Genomic DNA, 21486 nt, shown 5'->3' on the forward strand with positions numbered 1-21486 from the left:
TGCCAACCAAGGGCGAGGACAAAGTAGATCCACGCCATGCGTGGATGATTTTTCACGAGTGTCGAAAGCGTGCCAACCAAGGTTGGCAGCTACCAGAGCCGAAGCAAAAAAAAACGCCCCGCGGATGCGGGGCGTTCTCGGCACAACCTACGCGAGCGATCAGCCCTGGTAGTCGCGCACGTCGCTGCCGGTGTAGACCTGGCGCGGACGGCCGATCTTCATTTCCGGGTCAACCTGCTGTTCCAGCCAATGCGACACCCAGCCGGAGGTACGGCCCAGGGCGAACATGACGGTGAACATTTCGGTCGGGATCTGCAGCGCCTTGTAGATGATGCCGCTGTAGAAATCGACGTTCGGGTACAGCTTGCGGGCGACGAAGTACTCGTCCTGCAGGGCGGCCTGTTCCAGCTTCACGGCCACGTCCAGCAGCGGATCCTGCACGCCCAGCTGCTTGAGCACCTTGCTGGTCATCTCGCCGATGACCTTGGCGCGCGGGTCGAAGTTCTTGTAGACGCGGTGGCCGAAGCCCATCAGGCGGAAGCCGGAGGTCTTGTCCTTGGCCTTGACCACGGCGGACTCGACGTTGTCGGCGCTGCCGATTTCTTCCAGCATCTTCAGCACGGCTTCGTTGGCACCACCGTGGGCCGGACCCCACAGCGCGGTGACACCCGCAGCGACCGACGCGTACGGGTTGGCACCGGTCGAACCGACCAAGCGCACCGTCGAGGTCGAGGCGTTCTGCTCGTGGTCGGCGTGCAGGATGAACAGCAGGTCCAGCGCCTTCACCACGTCCGGGTTCAGGTCGTACTGGCCGTCAGCCGACTCGAAGGTCTGCTTCAGGAAGCGGCTGACGTAGTCCAGCGAGGTGTCCGGCTTGTTGGCCGGCAGGCCCTTGCCATGGCGGTAGATCAGCGCCGACAGGGTCGGCACCTTGGCGATCAGGCGCACGGCAGCCTGGCGGCGCTGTTCGGCGTCGGACAGGTCCAGCGAGTCGTGGTAGATGGCCGACAGCTGCGCGATTGCAGCGGCCAGGATGGCCATCGGATGGGCATCCTTGGCGAAGCTGCCGATCAGGGTGTTGATCGACTCATCGACGTTGGCTTCGGCGGTCAGCTCATCGGTGAAGGCCTTCAGCTGCTCGGCGCTCGGGCGCTCGCCGTTGATCAGCAGGTAGGCCACTTCGACGTAGCTCGACTTTTCCGACAGCTGTTCGATCGGGTAGCCGCGGTACAGCAGCACGCCCTTGTCGCCGTCGATGTAGGTGATGGCGGACTTGCAGCTGGCCGTCGCGGTGAAGCCGGAATCGTAGGTGAAGAACCCCGTTTCCTTGGTCAGCTTCGCGATGTCGACGCAGTCGTTGCCAAGGGTGGGTTTGATGACGGGCAGAACGACCGACTTGTCGCCGGCGTTGAGCGTGACCTGATCAAGATCGGACACTGTGTGCGCTCCTTCATGGGAAGGCGCCTGCCCAAGCGCATTGGTCAGGCACGTGAATGACGTCCTCGGCCTGTGCCGGGGATCAGGTCATTATCGCACAGCAGCATTTGCCCGGCGCTAGACAGAAGTCGTATACGACAGGCAGCCAGACACCGGCCGTTGAGCGGCCCGGATCGGCAAAAGCGTTGTTACACGAACGCAGTGTTCCGCCCATCCAAACGCCCGTTGGGTTGGCGTTGGGGAAAAACAAACGGCCGCGCAGAGCGCGGCCGTTGGTTCGAAGCTGGATCGACAGATCAGCGCGCGTAGCGCTTCTGGAACTTGTCGATACGGCCCGAGGTGTCGATGACCTTGTGCTTGCCCGTGTAGAACGGGTGCGAAGCCGAGGAAATTTCAACCTTGACCAGCGGGTATTCGTTGCCGTCTTCCCACTGGATGGTTTCCTTCGTCGCCATGGTCGAGCGGGTCAGGATCTTGAAATCGGAGGTGACGTCATGGAAGACGACGTCGCGGTAGTTCGGATGGATATCGGCCTTCATGGGCTCACACCGTAAATGGGCTGGTGGTCAAGAGCGGCATTATAAGCACCGGTTGCCGCCCGGGGCAACCGGTGCCGGTCAATCGACGTCAGTCCGCACCCAGGGCCTGGCGCACCAGGGCCTCGAAACGCTGCTGGTCGTAGGCCATCAGCAGATCGCAGTTGTCCGGCTGGCCGGTCTGGCGGTTCCAATCGACGATGGTGGCGCCGCGGCTGAACGTGCCGTTCAGCTCCACGTTCAGCGGGCGCGACTCGACCTGCAGCTGCCCTTCCGGGTTCAGCGCCCAGGCCATGGCGACCGCATCGGCGGTATACCAGCGGCCACCCTTGCTGTCCTCGGACAGGCCACGGGTCTTGCGCGAGATCAGCTCGTAGAAACGGGCGCGATCGGAATCAGCCTGCAGCCACTTTTCAGCATCCTGCAGCGGCAGGCCATGGGCGACGGTGGCCTCCCAGTCCGACACCAGCAGGTGCTTGAACGAAGTGAACACCACGTGCGCCGCTTCCGGATCGAACGCGATGTTGAATTCGGCCGCCGGGGTGATGTTGCCGTGGCAGGTGACCGCACCGCCCATCACCACGATGCGCTTGATGCGCTCGGGCAGGGTCGGGTCCAGCTTCAGTGCCAGGGCCAGGTTGGTCAGCGGGCCAAGCATCACCAGCATCAGTTCACCGGCGTGCTCGTGCGACAGGCGCAGGATGGCCAGTGCGGCGTGCTCGGCTTCAGCCTGGCGGCTCGGCGGCGGCAGGTCCACGTCGCCGTAGCCGTCACGGCCATGCACGTGGGCGGCGTCAACGGAGGGATGCAGCAGGGGATCCGGGCTGCCGGCAAACACCGGTACGTCGGTGCGGCCGACGATGTCGCAGAGCTTGAGGGCGTTGCGGACGGTGTACTGCAGGCCGACATTGCCGGCGGCGATGGTCAGGGCGACCACGTCATGCCGTTCATCGGCAAAGGCCATCAGCAGGGCCAGGGCGTCGTCCACACCGGGGTCGGTGTCGATCAACAGGGGGATCTTGTGGGTCATCGTTGCCGTCTTCAGATCGGCAACGAAGTGTGGACCGGGATGATGACCGTTGCAATACCGGTCTGCCCCGGCGGCAAAGATGTAGTGGAGAGGGTTGGATCCGTTGCCCCCACCAACGCCCCCGCCCAACGCACTCACGAACATGAACAGATTTAGTTCGGTTCGCTTGGAGCGCCCAACATCATTTGCTATAAAAACTGTTGAACATTTTATAGAAAACAACCATGAAGCTGCCCGCGCCAGCTCCCGATCTGGCAACCCTCACCCGGAAGTACATGGAGACCCTCGGTACCATCCTGGACGCCCGGATCGGGCCCGAGGTGAACGGCGCCTATGAGCACTGGGACAAAGTCCGCCACAGAGCGCCACCGGCGGGCCTGAACGCGGAGCAGTGGTGGCTGGGCATCACGTGGACGCGCGCAGCATTGCTGAAGCCGCTACCGCTGTTGCTGGACAAGACGCAGCAACCCTTCAAGCTGGCACTTACCGATTCAATGCAGCGGCACCTGCACTACATTGATCGGGAGGCCGCAGGCTCGGTGAAGGGTGTGGATGCTGCCAGCGGCCAAGGACGGTTCCTGATCCGCTCGCTGATCGAGGAAGCGATGACCTCATCGCAGCTGGAGGGCGCCTCGACCACGCGGGCGGTGGCAAAGGAAATGCTGAGCACAGGCCGTGCGCCGCGCGACCAGTCCGAGCGCATGATCTACAACAACTACGTGGCAATGAACGTGATCCGCGAGCGCGGCATACGCCCGATCACTCCCGGCGAGATTCTGGAGCTGCACAGCATCCTCACCGACGGCACGCTGGAGCTTCCAACCGACAGCGGGCGTTTCAGAACCGCCGAAGACAACGTTGCGATCTTCGATCGCGGCTCACCACCTACGCTGCTGCACATCCCTCCTCCGGCCGAGGAAGTGCCCGCACGGATGGAGCGGCTGTGCACGTTCATCAATGAGGAAAGCACACCGTTCATCCATCCTGTCGCCAAAGCCATCGCACTGCATTTCCAGATTGGCTATGACCATCCTTTCGTGGATGGCAATGGCCGTACGGCACGCGCACTGTTCTACTGGGCGATGATGAATGCCGGATATTGGATGACCGAGTACTTCTCCATTTCCAGCGTCTTGAAGAAGTCCCCAGGCAAGTACATGCGGGCCTACCTCTACACCGAAAGCGACAACCGGGATCTTGGCTACTTCGTGGCGCAACAACTGGAGGCGATTGAGCAATCGATCCAGGGTTTGCATGCCTATATCGCCAGGAAGCATGCGGAGGATCAGGCAGCGCGACGCGTGCTGCGAACCGCCCGGCTTGGCGGTGTGCCTCTCAATCATCGTCAGCGCGCGTTGCTGGCCAACGCGCTGAAGGATCCTGACCGGACCTACACCGTCGCCAGCCACCAGGCGGCACACACCATTACCTATCCGACCGCATTGAAGGATCTGAACGGATTGGTGGCTTCCGGGCTTGTCAGCAAAGAGCGCGTCGGGAAGGCCTCCGAGTATCTCGTGCTTCCCGGCCTGTCGGAACGTTTGGCGCTGTAGATCTACGCCATGCGGGGATGAGCGTCCCGGGGATTGGGTCAGAGCCCTTTGCTGCGCAAAGGGGTCTGACCCCGCCACTTACGCCGAGGCGTAACGCACGGCGGTGCCGATCCAGCGTTGCACCACGCGATCGGCCAGCGCGGGTTGCTGGGCCAGCAGGCGTTCGGCCAGGTCATGCACGCCGGGCAGCAGGCCGGCGTCGCGGGCCAGATCGGCAATGCGGAATCCGGCCAGGCCGGTCTGGCGCGTACCCAGCAGTTCGCCGGGGCCGCGCAGTTCCAGATCCTTTTCGGCAATGACGAAACCATCGTTGGTTTCGCGCATGGTCTGCAGGCGCTCGCGCGCCATCTGCGAAAGCGGAGCCTGGTACAACAGCACGCAGCGCGATACCGCAGAACCACGGCCGACGCGGCCGCGCAGCTGATGCAGCTGGGCCAGGCCGAGGCGCTCGGCATTCTCGATCACCATCAGCGAGGCGTTCGGCACATCCACGCCCACTTCAATCACCGTGGTGGCCACCAGCAGGTCGATGTCGCCGGCCTTGAACGCCACCATCGTCGCCAGCTTTTGGGCGGCTTTCAGACGGCCATGCACCAGCCCCACGCGCACGCCCGGCAACAGCGCCTGCAGCGATTCGTAGGTGGCCTGCGCCGGGGTGGCATCCAGTTCTTCGCTTTCCTCGATGAGGGTGCACACCCAGTACACCTGCCGCCCTTCCTGGCAGGCCAGTGCGATGCGCTCGATCAGCTCGGGACGACGATCGTTGTTGAGCGCGACGGTCTGCACCGGGGTACGGCCCGGCGGCAGTTCGTCGATGGCCGACACATCCAGGTCCGCGTATTCGGACATCGCCAGCGTGCGCGGAATCGGCGTGGCGGTCATCACCAGCTGGTGCGGCACGCTGTTGCCGCCCGCGCCCTTGTCGCGCAGCGCCAAGCGCTGGTGCACGCCGAAGCGGTGCTGCTCGTCGACGATGGCGAGCGCCAGATCCTGGAACACCACCGCCTCCTGCATCAGCGCGTGGGTACCAACCACCACCTGCGCTTCGCCGCTGGCGACCTGCTCCATCACCTTGGCGCGCGCCTTGCCGGTGACCTTGCCGGCCAGCCACGCGATGCGCACACCGAGCGGTTCCAGCCAGCCGCGCAGGTTGTTGAGATGTTGTTCGGCCAGCAGCTCGGTGGGCGCAGCCAACGCAACCTGCTTGCCCTGCTCCACCGCCAGCATCGCCGCCAGCGCGGCGACCACGGTCTTGCCGGAGCCGACGTCGCCCTGCACAAGCCGCAGCATCGGGCTGGGCCGCGCGAGGTCTTCGCGGATCTGCTTGAACACGCGCGCCTGGGCGCCGGTCAGCGCGAACGGCAGCTGCTTCAGCAGCGCCTTGGCCAGCTTGCCGGGACCGGCCAGCGGCGGCGCATGGTGCGCCTGCAAGGCAATACGCTGGCGGCGCAGGCTGAGGTGATGGGCCAGCAGCTCTTCCATTGCCAGACGACGCTGCGCCGGATGGGTGCCTGCGGCCAGCGCGGCCAGATCGGCATCCGGCGGCGGCCGGTGCACGGTCAGCAGCGCGCTGCGCAGTGACGGCAGGCCGAGGCCATCCAGCCAGCCGCTGGGCAGCAGTTCCAGCGTGCTTTCCTCGGGCAGGCGGTCCAGCGCCTGGCCGATCAGCTTGCGCATGGTCATCGGGCCAACGCCTTCCACGGTGGGATACACCGGGTCGAGGCGGTCGCCGAGTTCGGGATCGTCATTGCGGCCCAGCACCTGGTAGCTGGGGTGGACGATTTCCAGGCCGAGGTGGCCGGGTTTGGGCGTGCCGAAGCAGCGCAGCCGGTTGCCGACCGCGAACTGGCCGACCTGCTGCTGGCGGAAGTGGAAGAAGCGCAGCACCAGGGTGCCCTGCCCTTCGTCTTCCACCGCCACTTTCAGCATCGGCCGGTAGCGCATGCCGCGCTCGACCGCGACCACCCGCCCTTCCACCTGCGCCGGTACGCCGTTGCGCAGGTCTTCGATGCGGGTCAGCCGGGTCCGGTCTTCATAGCGCAGCGGCAGATGAAGCCAGAGATCCTGCAGGGTGGCCAGGCCACGCGCCTGCAGTTTGGCGGCCACGGCCGGACCGACGCCGGCGAGCATCGCCAGGGATGCTTCGCCGGACGGTGACAGGACCGGGGTGACCGCCGCCTTGCGTGCCACGTGGCGGTCAGTCGATGACCATCACCGCGTCGACCTCGAAGTTGGCGCCCTTCGGCAGGCCGGAAACTTCGATGGTGGAACGGGCCGGGTACGGGGCCTGGAAGTAGTCCTGCATGACCGCATTGACCTTGGCGAACTCGCCCAGGTCGGTCAGGTACAGGCCCAGGCGCACGACCTTGTCCAGCGAGCCGCCAGCGGCTTCGGCCACGGCCTTGAGGTTGTCGAAGGCGCGGCGGGCCTGCGCTTCGACGTCACCGGCGCCGACGACGTCGCCGGTAGCCGGGTCGAGCGGGATCTGGCCGGAGAAGTACACGGTGTTGCCGGCGCGCACGGCCTGCGAGTACGGGCCGATGGCGGCGGGAGCCTTTTCGGTGTTGATGATCTGGCGGGACATGGGTCGCTCCGGTGCTTGGGGGAAAACAGAGCGGTGATTGTACCGGGTGGGGGCGCATCCACGCATGGCGTGGATCTACCGCGCCGCTTCGGTAGTGCCGGCCGCTGGCCGGCAAACCCATGAACGTCGGAAGCACCGCGAAGTTGCCGGCCAGCGGCCGGCACCACCGGGTTCTCGTTACTGGCGGCGTACCGACTGCACGACCGACAGGCGGCGCAGGCGGCGCATCACTTCGGCCAGATGGTTTCGGTCGCGCACCTGGATGCTGAACGCCAGCACGGCGGCGTTGAAATCACGGTCCAGGTAGTCCACACGCTCGATGTTGGAATGGCTTTGCGCGATAGCGGCGGCCAGCTGCGCCAGCACGCCGGTGCCGTTCTCCACTTCCACCACCAGCGAGGTGTCGTAGTCGCCGGAAACAGTGGTGTCCCAGCCGATCGGCACCCAGCGCTCGGGCGACTTGCGCAGCTCGGCCAGGTTCGGGCAGTCCATGCGGTGCACCACGATGCCCTTGCCAGCGGTGTGGTAGCCCATGATCTCGTCGCCGGGAATCGGCTGGCAGCAGCCCGCGAAGGTGACCACGCCGCGCTCGCTGCCGTTGATCAGGATCTTTTCCTGCGAATGGTGGCGCGAATGCGGGCCGCCACGCAGTTCGGCGTAGGCCATCAGCGCCTGTGCAGCCTGCGTCGGCATCCAGTTGCCCAGTGCGACCTCAGCCAGCAGCGCCTCCAGGCGCGGGAAGCGGTGCTCGGCGAGGAACGCATCCAGGCGCCCCTTCGGCAGCCGCTCCAACGAGGAATCCATCGCCTCCAGCGCACGGTCGAGCATGCGATGCCCCAGCTGTACGGCGTCTTCGTGCTCCAGCTGCTTGAGCTGGTGGCGGATGGCGGTGCGCGCCTTGCTGGTAACCACGAATTCCAGCCACTGCGGTTTCGGCGTGGCCGAGCGCGCGGTGATGATCTCCACCGACTGGCCCGACACCAGCTTGGTGCGCAACGGCACCAGCTTCTTGTCCACGCGCGAGGCCACGGCCATGTTGCCGACGTCGGTATGCACGGCGTAGGCGAAGTCCAGCGCGGTGGAATTGCGCGGCAGGGCCAGGATCTTGCCCTTCGGGGTGAACAGGTAGACCTCGTCCGGGAACAGGTCGACCTTGACGTTGTCGAGGAACTCCAGCGAGGAACCGGCGGCACGCTGCGAGTCGATCAGTTCAACGATCCAGGCGTGTGCGCGGCTCTGCGCGCTGTTCGGTGAATCGCCGCCGAACTTGTAGGTCCAGTGCGCGGCCACGCCACGTTCGGCGATCAGGTCCATCTCTTCGGTGCGGATCTGCACTTCGATGGGCGAACCATACGGCCCGAACAGCACCGTATGCAGCGACTGGTAACCGTTGGCCTTGGGAATGGCGATGAAATCGCGGAAACGCCCATCCAGCGGCTTGAACGTGGCATGCACCGAACCCAGCGCGTGGTAGCAGCTGGGCACGCTGCGCACCACCAGGCGGAAGCCGAACACGTCCATCACCTGGTCGAAGGTTTTGTTCTCGTCGCGCATCTTGTTGTAGATGCTCCACGGGGTCTTGATGCGGCTGACCAGGCGGTGCTCGATGCCTTCCTTCGCCAACCGCTGCGACAGCTGCACTTCTACCTGCGCCAGCGCTTCGCGGCGGACCACCGGCTGGCTGCGGATGTGCTTTTCCAGGATCGCGTGGCGCCACGGATACAGCGCCTTGAAGCCGAGGTTCTGCAGCTCGCTCTTGACCAGGCTCATGCCCAGGCGCTGGGCGATGGGCGCATAGATCTCCAGCGTCTCGCGGGCGATGCGGCCGCGCGCTTCGCGGCTCTGCGCGCCCAGCGTGCGCATGTTGTGCAGGCGGTCGGCCAGCTTGATCATGATCACGCGCAGGTCGCGCGACATCGCCAGCAGCATCTTGCGGAAGCTCTCGGCGGCCGCTTCCTGGCGGTCGCGGAACTTCAGCTTGTCCAGCTTGGTCACGCCGTCGACCAGTTCGGCCACGGCTTCGCCGAACTCGGCAGCCAGCGCCTCACGGGTCAGCGGGGTGTCTTCGATGGTGTCGTGCAGGATCGCGGCGATCAGCGCTTCCACGTCCAGGCCCAGCTCGGCCAGCACCTGGGCCACGGCCACCGGATGGGTGATATAGGGCTCGCCCGACTTGCGCGTCTGCCCGGCGTGTGCGGCGGCTCCGACTTCCCAGGCACGGCGCAACAGCGGCAGCTGTTCCGGCGGCAGGTAATGGGCGGCGCGTTCAAGCTGGAGGACGTAGTCGGGTACGGCGGCAGCGGGGGCTGCGGCGACCTTGGCAGTGGGGCCTGGGTTCATGCCCGAAGCCTATTCCAGCGCGACGTTTACGGCAAATCCTGAATGCGAAACAGCCCGCACGGGGCGGGCTGTTCGGCACATCCAACGATTGCGTTGATCGATGCGATCAATCGTCGTTCTTGGACATGTCTTCGTCGGCGACCACTTCCGCGGCAGCCCACTCCAGCGCTTCGCGCTCGGCGCGCTCACGCTCGGCCTTCTCGACTTCGTCGATCAGCGCGTTGTCGATCTTGCGGGCGGCGATTTCGCGCAGCGCCAGCACGGTCGGCTTGTCCTCGGTCTCGCTGTTGTCCAGCGTGGCCTGCACGCCGTTGGCGAGCTGGCGGGCACGCTTGGAAGCCATCATGACCAGTTCGAAACGGTTGTTAACGACTTCCAGGCAATCTTCTACGGTGATGCGGGCCATACGGGCTCCCGGCGACCGGTCGGCCGCTCAGTCGAATGAGGGAAAGGGGACGGAGTGTACTGGCAGGGGCTGGACAAAATCAAGCCAACCCCTACCCGATTCTTTTGGAATCAGTCAGTTGCGCCCGGATCGGGGGTCAACAAGGCTTGGATCAGGCCTGCGTGGCGGACCTTCTGGGCCTCCCGGCGCAGGCGGCTGGCGGTGAAGATGGCGCACAGCTCGTCCACGGCGGTGTCGAACACCTCGTTGACGATGACGTAGTCGAACTCGTTGAAGTGCAGCATCTCGTCACGGGCTGCGCCCAGGCGCTGGGCGATGACCGCCTCGCTGTCCTGGCCGCGCTTGCGCATGCGGTCCTGCAGGGCCTGCTTGGACGGCGGCAGGATGAACACGGTGACCGTGCCCGGCACCAGCTGGCGTACCTGCTGCGCGCCCTGCCAGTCGATTTCCAGCAGCACGTCCTGGCCGGCGGCGAGCTGCGGCTCCACCGACTGGCGGGCGGTGCCCTTCCAGTCGCCGTGCACCCAGGCATGCTCGAAGAAGTCGCCGGCGGCGATCATTTCCTCGAACTTTTCCGCAGAGACGAAATGGTAGTGCTGGCCGTTCACTTCACCGGGGCGCATCGCGCGCGACGTGAAGGAGATCGACAGGGCGATCTGCGGGTCACGCGCCAGGGTGGCATTGACGATGCTGCTCTTGCCGGCACCGGACGGGGCGGCAACGATGTACAGCGTGCCGCGCGCAACGGCGTCCGACGGCTTCGACGGGGCGCTCATGCGCGGGATCCAACGGGTTGATTTCGCAAAATTTTTCCTCGATGTTCCAGATCCGGCGCGGAGGATCGCGCCAGGACGGCGGGGGCTGCGCGGAACATCCTGGAACCAGGCCCGGCAGACGCTTCCCCGGGGGGCGGGCACGCAACTTTACCAGAGCGGCCCGGTTGCGCGCCCGTCCGGCAGGCGCCGGGCCTTGTGCCACATGGGCATCCGGGGGCCTGTGCTATAACCGGGCCGTACCCAACGACAGCCCGGAGGCCTGCGCCTCCCCGCCATCCCAGGAGAACGGCATGCCATCGATGAGCCGCCGCCAGTTCCTGAAAGTGACCGGGACAACCCTGGTCGGCTCCAGTCTGGCACTGATGGGCTTCGCGCCCGGCATCGCGCTCGCGGAGGTCAGGCAGTACAAGCTGACCCGCGCGACCGAGACCCGCAACACCTGTACGTACTGTTCGGTGGCCTGCGGCATCCTGATGTACAGCCTCGGCGACGGTGCCAAGAATGCCGAGCCGAGCATCTTCCATATCGAGGGCGACCCGGACCACCCGGTCAACCGCGGCACGCTGTGCCCGAAGGGTGCCGGCCTGGCCGACATCATCCACAGCAAGTCGCGCCTGCTCTACCCCGAGTACCGGGCGCCGGGCTCGAACGAGTGGAAGCGGCTGAGCTGGGACGATGCGCTGGACCGCATCGCGCGGCTGATGAAGGAAGACCGCGATGCCAACTTCGTGCAGAAGAACGAGGCCGGGCAGACGGTCAACCGCTGGCTGACCACCGGCATGCTCGCCGCCTCGGCCACCAGCAATGAAACCGCGGTGCTGACCCACAAGGTCGTGCGCTCCCTTGGCATGTTGGCATTCGACAACCAGGCACGTGTCTGACACGGCCCGACGGTGGCAGGTCTTGCCCCGACGCTAGGCCGTGGTGCGATGACGAATCACTGGGTCGACATCAAGAATGCCGACCTGATCCTGATCATGGGTGGCAATGCCGCCGAGGCACACCCGTGCGGGTTCAAATGGGTGACCGAGGCCAAGGCACACAACAAGGCCCGGCTGATCGTGGTCGATCCGCGCTTCAACCGCTCGGCCGCAGTGGCCGACGTGTACGCGCCGATCCGTACCGGCACCGACATCGTGTTCCTGGGCGGCCTGATCAACTACCTGTTGACCGAGGACCGCATCCAGCACGAGTACGTGCTGAACTACACCGACATGTCGTTCCTGGTGAAGGACGAATTCGCCTTCAAGGACGGCCTGTATTCGGGCTACAACGAAGAGAAGCGCGGCTACGACCGCTCCAGCTGGGACTACGCGTACGGTGACGATGGCTTCGTGCGCAGCGACCCGACGCTGAAGGACCCGCGCTGCGTCTACACCCTGCTCAAGCAGCACTACGCGCGCTACACCGTGGAGATGGTCGAACGCATCTGCGGCACGCCCGCCGACAGCATCCGCCAAGTGTGGGAGATGATCGCGTCCACCGCCGGCAAGGACAAGGCGATGACCATCCTGTACGCGCTGGGCTGGACGCAGCACTCGGTGGGTGCGCAGAACGTGCGCGCCGGCACCATGGTGCAGCTGCTGCTGGGCAACATCGGCGTGGCCGGTGGTGGCATGAACGCCTTGCGCGGGCATTCCAACATCCAGGGCCTGACCGACATCGGCCTGATGTCCGACCTGCTGCCCGGCTACCTGACGCTGCCGAAACAGGACGAGCAGGACTACGACGCCTACATCGCCAAGCGCACGCAGAAGCCGCTGCGCGCCAACCAGATGTCGTTCTGGCAGAACTACCCGAAGTTCCACGTCAGCCTGATGAAGTCGTGGTGGGGCGACGCCGCCACCGCCGACAACAACTGGTGCTTCGACCACCTGCCCAAGCTCGACAAGCCGTACGACATGCTGCAGGCGTACGAGCTGATGAACGAGGGCAAGATCCACGGCTACATCTGCCAGGGCTTCAACCCGCTGGCCTCGGCGCCGAACAAGGGCAAGCTGATCAGTGCGTTCTCCAAGCTGAAATTCATGGTCAGCATGGATCCGCTGGAAACCGAGACCATCGCCTTCTGGCAGAACCATGGCGCACTGAACGACGTCGACCCGAGCACGATCCAGACCGAAGTATTCCGCCTGCCGACCACCTCCTTCGCCGAGGAGAACGGCGCGGTGGTGAACTCCTCGCGCTGGCTGCAGTGGCACTGGAAGGGGGCCAATCCGCCGGGCGAAGCGCGCAGCGACATCGAGATCATGTCCGAGCTGTTCCATCGCATCAAGGCGATGTACGAGAAGGACGGTGGCGCGTGGTGGGAGCCGGTGCGCGACCTGGCCTGGAAGTACTCCAACCCGGAACTGCCGACGCCGGAAGAACTGGCGATGGAATACAACGGCAAGGCATTGGCCGATGTGTTCGATCCAAAGGACCCGACCAAGCTGGTGCGCAAGGCCGGCGAGCAGCTGGCCGCATTCGGCGACCTGCGCGACGACGGCAGCACGTCCTCCGGCTGCTGGATCTACATCGGCGCCTGGGGCCCGACCGGCAACATGATGGCGCGGCGTGACAACAGCGACCCCACCGGCATCGGCAACACGCTGGGCTGGGCCTGGGCGTGGCCGGCCAACCGCCGCGTGATGTACAACCGCGCCTCGTGCGACGTGGCCGGCAAACCGTTCGATCCGCGCCGCACGCTGCTGGCATGGAACGGCAAGAACTGGGGCAGCGTGGACGTGCCGGACTTCAAGGCGGACGAAGATCCCGCCGGCGGCATGGGCCCGTTCATCATGAACCCGGAAGGCATCGCGCGCTTCTTCGCCAAGGCCGGCATGGCCGAGGGCCCGTTCCCGGAGCACTACGAACCGTTCGATACCCCGCTGCGCAGCAATCCGCTCAGCCCGGGGCAGGCACTGACGCTGAACAACCCGGCGGCACGCGTGTTCGCCAGCGATCGCGCACAGATCGGTTCGCCGGACGAGTTCCCGCATGTGGCCACCACCTATCGCCTGACCGAGCATTTCCACTTCTGGACCAAGCACGGCAAGCTCAACGCCATCATCCAGCCCGAGCAGTTCGTTGAGATCGGCGCGGCGTTGGCCGACGAGCTGGGCATCAACAACGGCAGCCGCGTGCGGGTCAGTTCCAAGCGCGGGCACATCGAAGCGGTGGCAATGGTGACCAAGCGCATCAAGGCCCTGCAGATTGATGGCAGAACTGTGCACCAGGTGGGCGTGCCGATCCACTGGGGCTTCCTGGGTGCGGCCAAGCCCGGATACATCGCCAATACGCTGACCAACGCCATCGGTGACGGCAATTCGCAGACGCCCGAATCGAAGTGCATCCTGGTCAAGGTCGAGAAGGTGTAGGAGACACGCCATGTCACTGCAATCCCTGGACATCATCCGCCGCTCGGCCACCACCACACCCTCGCCGGAGGCGCGTGGCGCACACACCGGCCAGGTCGCCAAGCTGATCGATGTGAGCAAGTGCATCGGCTGCAAGGCCTGCCAGGTCGCCTGCATGGAGTGGAACGACCTGCGCGACGAGGTCGGCAGCTGCGTCGGCAGCTATGACAACCCGCCCGACCTGAGCGAACAGTCGTGGACGGTGATGAAGTTCCGCGAGTACGAGGACGAGAAGGGCAAGCTGGAGTGGCTGATCCGCAAGGAAGGCTGCATGCACTGCAGCGACCCGGGCTGCCTGAAGGCCTGCCCGTCGCCGGGCGCGATCATCCAGTACGCCAACGGCATCGTCGACTTCCAGGAAGAGAACTGCATCGGCTGCGGCTACTGCGTGACCGGCTGCCCGTTCGATGTGCCACGCATTTCCAAGAAGGACCACAAGGCCTACAAGTGCACGCTGTGTTCGGACCGGGTGGCGGTGGGCCAGGAACCGGCGTGCGTGAAGACCTGCCCAACCGGCGCGATCACCTTCGGCAGCAAGCAGGCGATGACCGAGCATGCCGCCGGCCGCGTGGAGGACCTGAAATCGCGTGGCTACGAGAACGCCGGCCTGTACGACCCGCAGGGTGTGGGCGGCACCCACGTGATGTACGTGCTGCAGCACGTGGACAAGCCGGAGCTCTACGCCGATCTGCCCAAGGACCCGCGTATCAGCCCGATGGTGGAGGTCTGGAAGGGCGTCGCCAAGCCGCTGGGCGTGCTTGCGATTGCCGCCACCGCCTTCGCCGGCTTCCTGCACTACATCGGCATCGGCCGCAACACGGTCAATGACGAGGAAGAAGAGGAAGCCGAGCACGAGGCGAAGAAGATCGAAGAGGAGCAGCGGCCATGAAGTACGCCCCGCACCCGCGGCAGATCATCCGCTACCGCGCGCCGACCCGCATCAATCACTGGATTGTGGCGATCTGCTTCGTATTGACCGCGCTGTCCGGGCTGGCATTGTTCCACCCTGCCCTGTTCCCGCTGACCCAGTTGTTTGGCGGTGGGCCATGGACGCGCATCCTGCACCCGTTCATCGGCCTGGCCATGGTGGTGGGCTTTGCGCTGCTGGCGTTCCGCATGTGGCGCGACAATCTGCCGACCGCCGACGATGGCAAGTGGATGCGCGGCATGCGCGATGTACTGCGCAACGAGGATGAGAAGCTGCCGCCGGTGGGCCGCTTCAATGCCGGCCAGAAACTGCTGTTCTGGGCGATCATTGGTTGCCTGTCGGCACTGCTGCTGACCGGCTTCGTGATCTGGCGGCAGTACTTCAGCCACTTCTTCCCGATCGGGCTGATCCGCTTCTCGGTGCTCGCCCATGCGTTGTTCGGCTGGGTGCTGGTGTGCGCGATCGTGGTGCACATCTATGCGGCGATCTGGATCAAGGGTTCGGTGCGGGCGATGACCCAGGGCAAGGTGACCTACGGGTGGGCGTACAAGCATCACCGGCAGTGGTTCCGGGACATCCTGCGCGGACGGCGGGAAGAGGGGTAGCGGCAGGGCCTGCGGCCCTGCACCCGCTGGATCAACGTCAACATCAACGTCAAGAGCGGGTTTCCTGAGGAATGGCGGGGCGGGTCCGGTCGCCCTCGACAGGTCCGCGGTGCTTTTGGTGGGTGTCGACCTTGGTCGACACGATGAACATGGCAATGATCGAAACCGGCTTTTGTAGAGTCGAGCGATGCTCGACTGCTTTGCCTCGACACGCTGGACGCCAGCGACGACAACGGCGAGGATGGAGCCTGGTTCTTCTGGCTGGCCCTGCATGGCGCAACGCATCCTTGAACCCGGTGAGATCGAGACGCTGGCCTCGCGCGATGTGCCGCGCATCATCCTGCCCGATACCGCGTCGCTGTTTGCCGGACGTGCGGACCGCCTGCGCAGTCTGGCTGCACACAGTGCCATCGGTGGTTACCTGCAGCTGCTGGCGGCGTTGGCCGATGCGCAGCAGGCGCTGCTGGAGGATCTGACACCGCCGCAACGCGAGGAGCTTCAGGCACAGGCGCGTGCACAGCAGTCGAGTGCGGCGGCCGGCGCCGGGATGCCGTTGCGGCCGGCCAACACACTTCAGCTGGATGGCTGTTGGCGCGGCTGGCTGCGCACGCTATGCCAGCACTGCGCTGAAGAAGCCGGCCTGCCGGCGGAAACCCGCCAGGAACTGCAGCGCGTTGCTGCTGCCGATGACGGGTGGCTGGATGCGCAGGCGCATGCGGTACTGGAGCGTGATGACGCGCCGTCGGTGGATGCGGTGGCTGCGCTGCTGGTGATGAACGCGCTGCAGGTCTACTGGGCGGTGCTTGCGGACAGCTTCCGCCCCACCGAGCTGAAGCCGCTGGCCGATGCACCGGGGCTGTGCCCGCTGTGCGGCACCCTGCCGGTGGTCAGCATGGTGCAGGCGCGGCCGCCCTATGCCTCCTACCGCTACCTGTCGTGCTCGCTGTGTGCCTGCCAGTGGCACTACGTACGCGTGCAGTGCAGCCAGTGTGGTGCCGCCGGCAAGGACATCGCCTATCGCGCCCTGGCCGATGTGGACGGCGACAGCGGCGAGGCGGTGCGCGAGAGCGCGGTCCGTGCCGAGACCTGCGACCACTGCCACAGCTACCGCAAGATCCTGTATCTGGAGAAAGACCCGTCGCTGGAGCCGGTGGCCGACGACCTCGGCACGCTGGCGCTGGACCTGCTGCTGGGCGAGGAAGGGTATGCGCGCGCCAGCCAGAATCCGCTGCTGTGGCAATCCGACGGCGAGTGAGGCGATGACTGCCACGCCCCCCACCCCGGCATCGGCCGCTGCCCTGCCCTCGCTGGACCGGTTGCTGCGTCTGCCTGCCTTGGCAGCACTGATCGAGGGCCACGGCCGCAGCCGTATCACCCAGCTGCTGCGTTCGCACCTGAAGGCGCTGCGCGACCGTATCAGCGCCGGCCAGCTCTCGGCCACGCAGCTGCAGGAAGCGGTTGACGGCCCGGCGCTGGTGGCAGCAGTCGAGGCCGCACTGGCCGCTGACGCACGGCAGGATCTGCAGCCGATGTTCAATCTGACCGGCACCGTGCTGCACACCAATCTCGGCCGCGCCTTGCTGCCGGATGCCGCCGTGCACGCGGTCACCCGCGCGATGACCGCGCCGGTGGATCTTGAATTCGACATCAGCCGCGGCCGTCGCGGCGACCGCGATGCACGGGTGCAGGCATTGATCTGCGAACTGACCGGCGCTGAAGCCGCCACTGTGGTCAACAACAATGCGGCGGCGGTCCTGCTGCTGCTCAACAGCCTGGCCAACCGCCGCGACGTGGTGGTGTCACGCGGCGAGCTGGTGGAGATCGGTGGCGCCTTCCGCATTCCCGACGTGATGCGCAGTGCCGGTGCGCGGCTTCTGGAAGTCGGCACCACCAACCGTACCCATCCGGCTGACTTCGCCAATGCCATCGGCACGCGCACCGCGCTGCTGATGGAGGTGCACGCCAGCAACTACGCGATCACCGGCTTCACCGCCAAGGTCGACACCGCGGCGATGGCCGCGATCGCGCACGAGCACGGCCTGCCGCTGGTGGTGGACCTGGGTAGCGGCAGTCTGTGCGATCTGGCGGTCTTCGGCCTGCCGCACGAGCCCACCGTGCAGGAAACGCTGGCGGCCGGCGCAGATCTGGTTTCGTTCAGCGGCGACAAGCTGCTGGGTGGTCCGCAGGCCGGCATCATCGCCGGCCGCGCCGACCTGATCGCGCGGATCAACCGCAACCCGCTGAAGCGGGCACTGCGCATGGACAAGATGGGCCTGGCCGCACTGGAAGCGGTGCTGGCCCTGTACCGCGAGCCGGAGCTGCTGGCACAGCGACTGCCGACCCTGCGCACCCTGTCACGCACGCAGGAGGACCTCGACGTGCAGGCTCAGCGCCTGCTGCAGCCGATGCGTTCCGTGCTCGCGGCCGACTACGATCTTGAACGGTCACCAATGCAGAGCCAGATCGGCAGCGGCGCCCAGCCACAGGCGCAGCTGGCCAGCGCCGGACTGCGCATTACCAGCGCGCGCCGTGGCGGACTGGATCGCCTGGCCAAGCGCTTGCGTCAGCTGCCGCGACCCGTGCTGGGCCGCATTGCCGATGACGCGCTGTGGCTGGACCTGCGCTGCCTGGAACCGGCCGACGAAGCCGACTTCCTCGCCCAGTGGAGCACGCTGCAGGCATGATCGTCGGCACCGCCGGGCATATCGACCATGGCAAAACCAGCCTGGTACGCGCACTGACCGGCATCGAAACCGATCGCCTGCAGGAAGAGCGAACGCGCGGTATATCGATCGAACTGGGCTACGCCTATGTCCCGGTGGAAAGCAGGGACGCCGAAGGCCCGGCTGCGACGCTGGGTTTCGTCGACGTGCCAGGCCATGAGCGCTTCGTGCACACGATGGTGGCCGGCGCCACGGGTATCGATGTCGCCCTGCTGGTGATCGCTGCCGACGACGGCGTGATGCCACAGACCCGCGAGCATCTGGCGATCCTGCAGCTGCTGGGCGTGGATCGTGGTGCGGTGGCGCTGACCAAGATCGACCGTGTGGATGCGGCGCGCCTCGCCCGGGTCGAGATCGAGATTGCCGCGCTGCTGGCCGCGACACCGCTGCAGGATTCCCCTCTGTTCGCCTGCAACAGCACCGCACCCGACGATGCCGGCATCAGCGCACTGCGTACCCAGCTGCACGCGTGGGCGGCGGACGATGCCAGCACACGCCAGGCCGAACTGCGCAGCGAACTGTTCCGCATGCCGGTGGACCGCGTGTTCTCGCTGGCCGGCCACGGCACGCTGGTGACCGGCGCGGTACATGGCGGCATCGCCGCGGTGGGTGAGCATCTGCAGCTGATGCCAGCCGCCACCGACGTGCGCGTGCGCAGCATCCATGCGCAGAACCAGGCCAGCGAGCACGCGATGGCTGGGCAACGCTGCGCGCTGAACCTGGCCGCCATCGCCCGCGACGACATCCGCCGTGGCGACTGGATTGCCGATCCACGCGCGCTGCTGGCCACTACCCGCGTCGACGTGCGCCTGCGACTTTCCGCACTGGCGCCGCCACTGCGCGACTGGTCACCGCTGCACATCCACTGGGGCACGATGCACCGGCAGGCCCATGTGGTGCTGCTGGAAGACCACGACCACGGCGATGGTCAGTTGGTGCAGCTGGTGTTCGATGCACCAGTCTGCGCGATGTGTGGCGATCGTTTCATCGCCCGTGATTCAGCAGCCACCCACACACTGGGCGGTGGCGTCGTGCTCGATCCGGATCCTCCGCAGCGGCGTCGGCGCAGCCCTGCGCGTCTGGCGTGGCTGGGAGCACTGGAGCAACTGGCCGCAGGCACGGGAATCGGCCCGCTGCTGCAGCAGGCACCTGCCGGCATTCCCCTCACCGCGTTGCAACGCTATTGCCGACGCGCCGCCGACCGCATCGACCTGCCCGAGGACGCGCGACGCATCGCTACCCGCGATGACACGGTGATCATCCTCGCACCGCACTGGCAGGCGCTGCGCGAGCAGGTAATCACCTCACTGCGTGGATGGCATGAGCGACGCCCCGACGAACCCGGCGTCGACAGCGGGCGCCTGCAGCGCAGTACCCTGCCCTCGCTTGCAGCGAGCCTCTGGAATGCACTGCTGCAGGACCTGCTGGCCGATGGCACGATGCAGCGCGTGGGCGCATGGTGGCGCCTGCCCGGCCATGACCATGCGCCTCCGGAACGCGAACGCCTTCTGCTGGAACGCGTGCTGCCGCAACTGCATGCCGGTGGCTTCGATCCACCGTGGGTGCGCACCCTGGCAGCCGACGCCGGACTGGCCGAAGACGAGGTCCGCGCCGTCCTGCGCCGCGCCGCCGCACGTGGTGAACTGTTCCAGGTGGTACCGGACTTGTTTTATTCACCCGCGCGCATTGCGGAACTCGCTGCTATCGTCGCGCAGCTGTCACAGGCCAGCGGCACGGTGGATGCGGCAGCGTTCCGCGATGCCATCGGCCTGGGCCGCAAACGCAGCATCCAGATCTTGGAGTTCTTCAATCGCGTTGGCTACACTCGACGCGTCGGTGACCAGCATCGGCCGCGCGGCGACCTGCAGTGGAACGCGGCCCGCGACTGAGCCCACCGGTACCGCCGTACTTTCGGAAGGCATGCGCATCCGGGCATGCGGCTGGGCTTCAAACCCAGTAGGGGGCGTCGATCGTTCCCTGGTAGGTTCGACTCCTGCTGCCTTCCGCCATTCGTGTTTCCGCAGGAGATGTCGGCATGGCCACGCACGCGCAGTCCCCCGCTCCTTCAACGGCCGATGCCCCGCAACGACTGACGTCTCTCGCGCATGGCGGTGGCTGCGGCTGCAAGATCGCGCCCGGCGTGCTGACCGAACTGCTGCGTGGCGTTCCGGCGCTTCCGGCACCGGCCGAGCTGCTGGTCGGCCGCGAGACCAGCGACGACGCGGCGGTGTACCGCCTCGATGACCATCAGGCGATCGTCGCCACCACCGACTTCTTCATGCCGATCGTCGACGACCCGTTCGACTTCGGCCGCATCGCCGCCACCAATGCGCTGTCGGACCTGTATGCGATGGGCGCGCGCCCGCTGTTCGCACTGGCCATCGTCGGCATGCCAATCAACAGCCTGCCGCAGGACACCATCCGCGGCATCCTGCAGGGTGGCGAACGCGCCTGTGCTGATGCCGGCATCGTGGTGGCTGGTGGCCACAGCATCGATTCGGTGGAACCCATCTACGGCCTGGCCGCGATCGGTGTGCTCGACCCGCAACGGCTCAAGCGCAATGCCGATGCCCGCGCCGGTGACGTACTGGTGCTGGGCAAACCATTGGGGGTGGGCGTGTATTCGTCGGCACTGAAGAAAGAAGTGCTGGATGCCGAGGGCTACCGTCAGATGATCGAGTCGACCACCCGCCTGAACAGCGTGGGCATGTCCCTTGCCGCGCTGGATGGCGTGCACGCGATGACCGACGTCACCGGTTTCGGCCTGCTCGGCCACCTGCTGGAAGTGTGCCGCGCCAGTGGCGTGGCCGCCGAGGTGGACAGTGCACAGGTGCCGCTGCTGCCGCAGACCCTGGACCTGCTGCAACGCGGCTGCGTAACCGGCGCCTCCAACCGCAACTGGGCCTCGTATGGCGCCGAGGTGCGCTTCGCCGAGGGCATGGCCGCCCACTGGCAGCCACTGCTGACCGACCCGCAGACCAGCGGCGGCCTGCTGGTGTCGTGCGCCCCGGAAGCGGTGGATGCGGTGCTGGCCTGCTTCAACGATGCGGGGTTCGGCCAGGCGGCCGTGCTGGGGCGCTTGAGCGAGGGAGCGGCGGGCGTCAGGGTGGTTTGAGATGTTCTTGCCTCGGGCGCGCATCCCCCGTCGTTGAGATCCGCAGCCATGGCGG

The 21486-nt window shown here is 66.1% G+C and carries 16 protein-coding genes and 1 tRNA gene; 9 read left to right on the top strand and 8 right to left on the bottom strand.

All coding sequences use genetic code 11. The features are described 5' to 3' along the window. Positions 1-159 precede the first annotated feature (159 nt). The 3 genes from ACSYAO_RS17650 to ACSYAO_RS17660 form a co-directional block, all read right to left on the bottom strand. A complete protein-coding gene (locus tag ACSYAO_RS17650; RefSeq protein ID WP_005410870.1) occupies positions 160-1437 on the bottom strand; it encodes a citrate synthase in 1278 nt (425 codons plus the stop codon). A gap of 296 nt (positions 1438-1733) precedes the next feature. After that, positions 1734-1976, bottom strand: coding sequence for a type B 50S ribosomal protein L31 (locus ACSYAO_RS17655; RefSeq protein WP_005410871.1), 243 nt, complete (start codon positions 1974-1976; stop codon positions 1734-1736). 88 nt (positions 1977-2064) lie between these two features. Continuing rightward, on the bottom strand, positions 2065-3003 hold the full coding sequence (locus ACSYAO_RS17660; protein WP_049461738.1) for a nucleoside hydrolase: 939 nt from the start codon (positions 3001-3003) through the stop codon (positions 2065-2067). A 224-nt stretch (positions 3004-3227) separates the two neighbouring features. On the opposite strand from ACSYAO_RS17660, the gene ACSYAO_RS17665 reads away from it, so the two are divergent. Continuing rightward, positions 3228-4556: a Fic family protein gene (locus ACSYAO_RS17665; protein ID WP_065428848.1), complete on the top strand. Its 1329-nt coding sequence runs from the start codon at positions 3228-3230 to the stop codon at positions 4554-4556. Positions 4557-4634: 78 nt separating this feature from the next. On the opposite strand, the gene recG is transcribed toward ACSYAO_RS17665, so the two are convergent. From recG to gmk, 5 genes are all read right to left on the bottom strand, one after another. Further along, positions 4635-6746 carry an ATP-dependent DNA helicase RecG gene (gene recG / locus ACSYAO_RS17670; protein WP_149908738.1) on the bottom strand — a complete coding sequence of 704 codons (2112 nt, stop codon included), beginning with the start codon at positions 6744-6746 and terminating at the stop codon, positions 4635-4637. A gap of 7 nt (positions 6747-6753) precedes the next feature. Then, a complete protein-coding gene (locus ACSYAO_RS17675; RefSeq protein ID WP_049461736.1) occupies positions 6754-7140 on the bottom strand; it encodes a RidA family protein in 387 nt (128 codons plus the stop codon). Positions 7141-7317: 177 nt separating this feature from the next. Then, a complete protein-coding gene (locus tag ACSYAO_RS17680; RefSeq protein WP_049461735.1) occupies positions 7318-9480 on the bottom strand; it encodes a RelA/SpoT family protein in 2163 nt (720 codons plus the stop codon). Positions 9481-9586: 106 nt separating this feature from the next. Further along, a complete protein-coding gene (gene rpoZ / locus ACSYAO_RS17685; RefSeq protein WP_005410877.1) occupies positions 9587-9886 on the bottom strand; it encodes a DNA-directed RNA polymerase subunit omega in 300 nt (99 codons plus the stop codon). A 110-nt stretch (positions 9887-9996) separates the two neighbouring features. Next, the gene (gene gmk, locus ACSYAO_RS17690; protein ID WP_014038334.1) at positions 9997-10662 is read right to left on the bottom strand and encodes a guanylate kinase; all 666 of its coding nucleotides are present in this window, start codon (positions 10660-10662) and stop codon (positions 9997-9999) included. 290 nt (positions 10663-10952) lie between these two features. On the opposite strand from gmk, the gene fdnG reads away from it, so the two are divergent. From fdnG to selD, 8 genes are all read left to right on the top strand, one after another. Next, the gene (gene fdnG / locus ACSYAO_RS17695; protein WP_149908740.1) at positions 10953-14021 is read left to right on the top strand and encodes a formate dehydrogenase-N subunit alpha; all 3069 of its coding nucleotides are present in this window, start codon (positions 10953-10955) and stop codon (positions 14019-14021) included. Between the two features lie 10 nt (positions 14022-14031). Continuing rightward, positions 14032-14949, top strand: coding sequence for a formate dehydrogenase subunit beta (gene fdxH / locus ACSYAO_RS17700; RefSeq protein WP_012481154.1), 918 nt, complete (start codon positions 14032-14034; stop codon positions 14947-14949). Beyond that, positions 14946-15593, top strand: coding sequence for a formate dehydrogenase subunit gamma (locus tag ACSYAO_RS17705; protein WP_049461733.1), 648 nt, complete (start codon positions 14946-14948; stop codon positions 15591-15593). Before fdxH ends, ACSYAO_RS17705 begins: the two co-directional genes overlap by 4 nt. A 271-nt stretch (positions 15594-15864) precedes the next feature. Next, on the top strand, positions 15865-16848 hold the full coding sequence (fdhE, locus tag ACSYAO_RS17710; RefSeq protein ID WP_049461732.1) for a formate dehydrogenase accessory protein FdhE: 984 nt from the start codon (positions 15865-15867) through the stop codon (positions 16846-16848). 4 nt (positions 16849-16852) lie between these two features. Continuing rightward, positions 16853-18277: an L-seryl-tRNA(Sec) selenium transferase gene (gene selA / locus ACSYAO_RS17715; protein WP_049461731.1), complete on the top strand. Its 1425-nt coding sequence runs from the start codon at positions 16853-16855 to the stop codon at positions 18275-18277. Further along, complete coding sequence (gene selB, locus ACSYAO_RS17720) at positions 18274-20205, top strand: selenocysteine-specific translation elongation factor (RefSeq protein ID WP_049461753.1); 1932 nt, start codon at positions 18274-18276, stop codon at positions 20203-20205. The genes selA and selB overlap by 4 nt, the downstream gene beginning before the upstream one ends. Before the next feature lie 24 nt (positions 20206-20229). Continuing rightward, positions 20230-20325 (top strand) — tRNA-Sec (locus ACSYAO_RS17725). 26 nt (positions 20326-20351) lie between these two features. Then, a complete protein-coding gene (selD, locus tag ACSYAO_RS17730; protein ID WP_149908741.1) occupies positions 20352-21431 on the top strand; it encodes a selenide, water dikinase SelD in 1080 nt (359 codons plus the stop codon). The last annotated feature ends 55 nt before the right edge of the window (positions 21432-21486 follow it).

This window comes from Stenotrophomonas sp. STK16_22 (assembly GCF_051984505.1).
In the GTDB taxonomy this organism is placed as follows: domain Bacteria; phylum Pseudomonadota; class Gammaproteobacteria; order Xanthomonadales; family Xanthomonadaceae; genus Stenotrophomonas; species Stenotrophomonas maltophilia_A.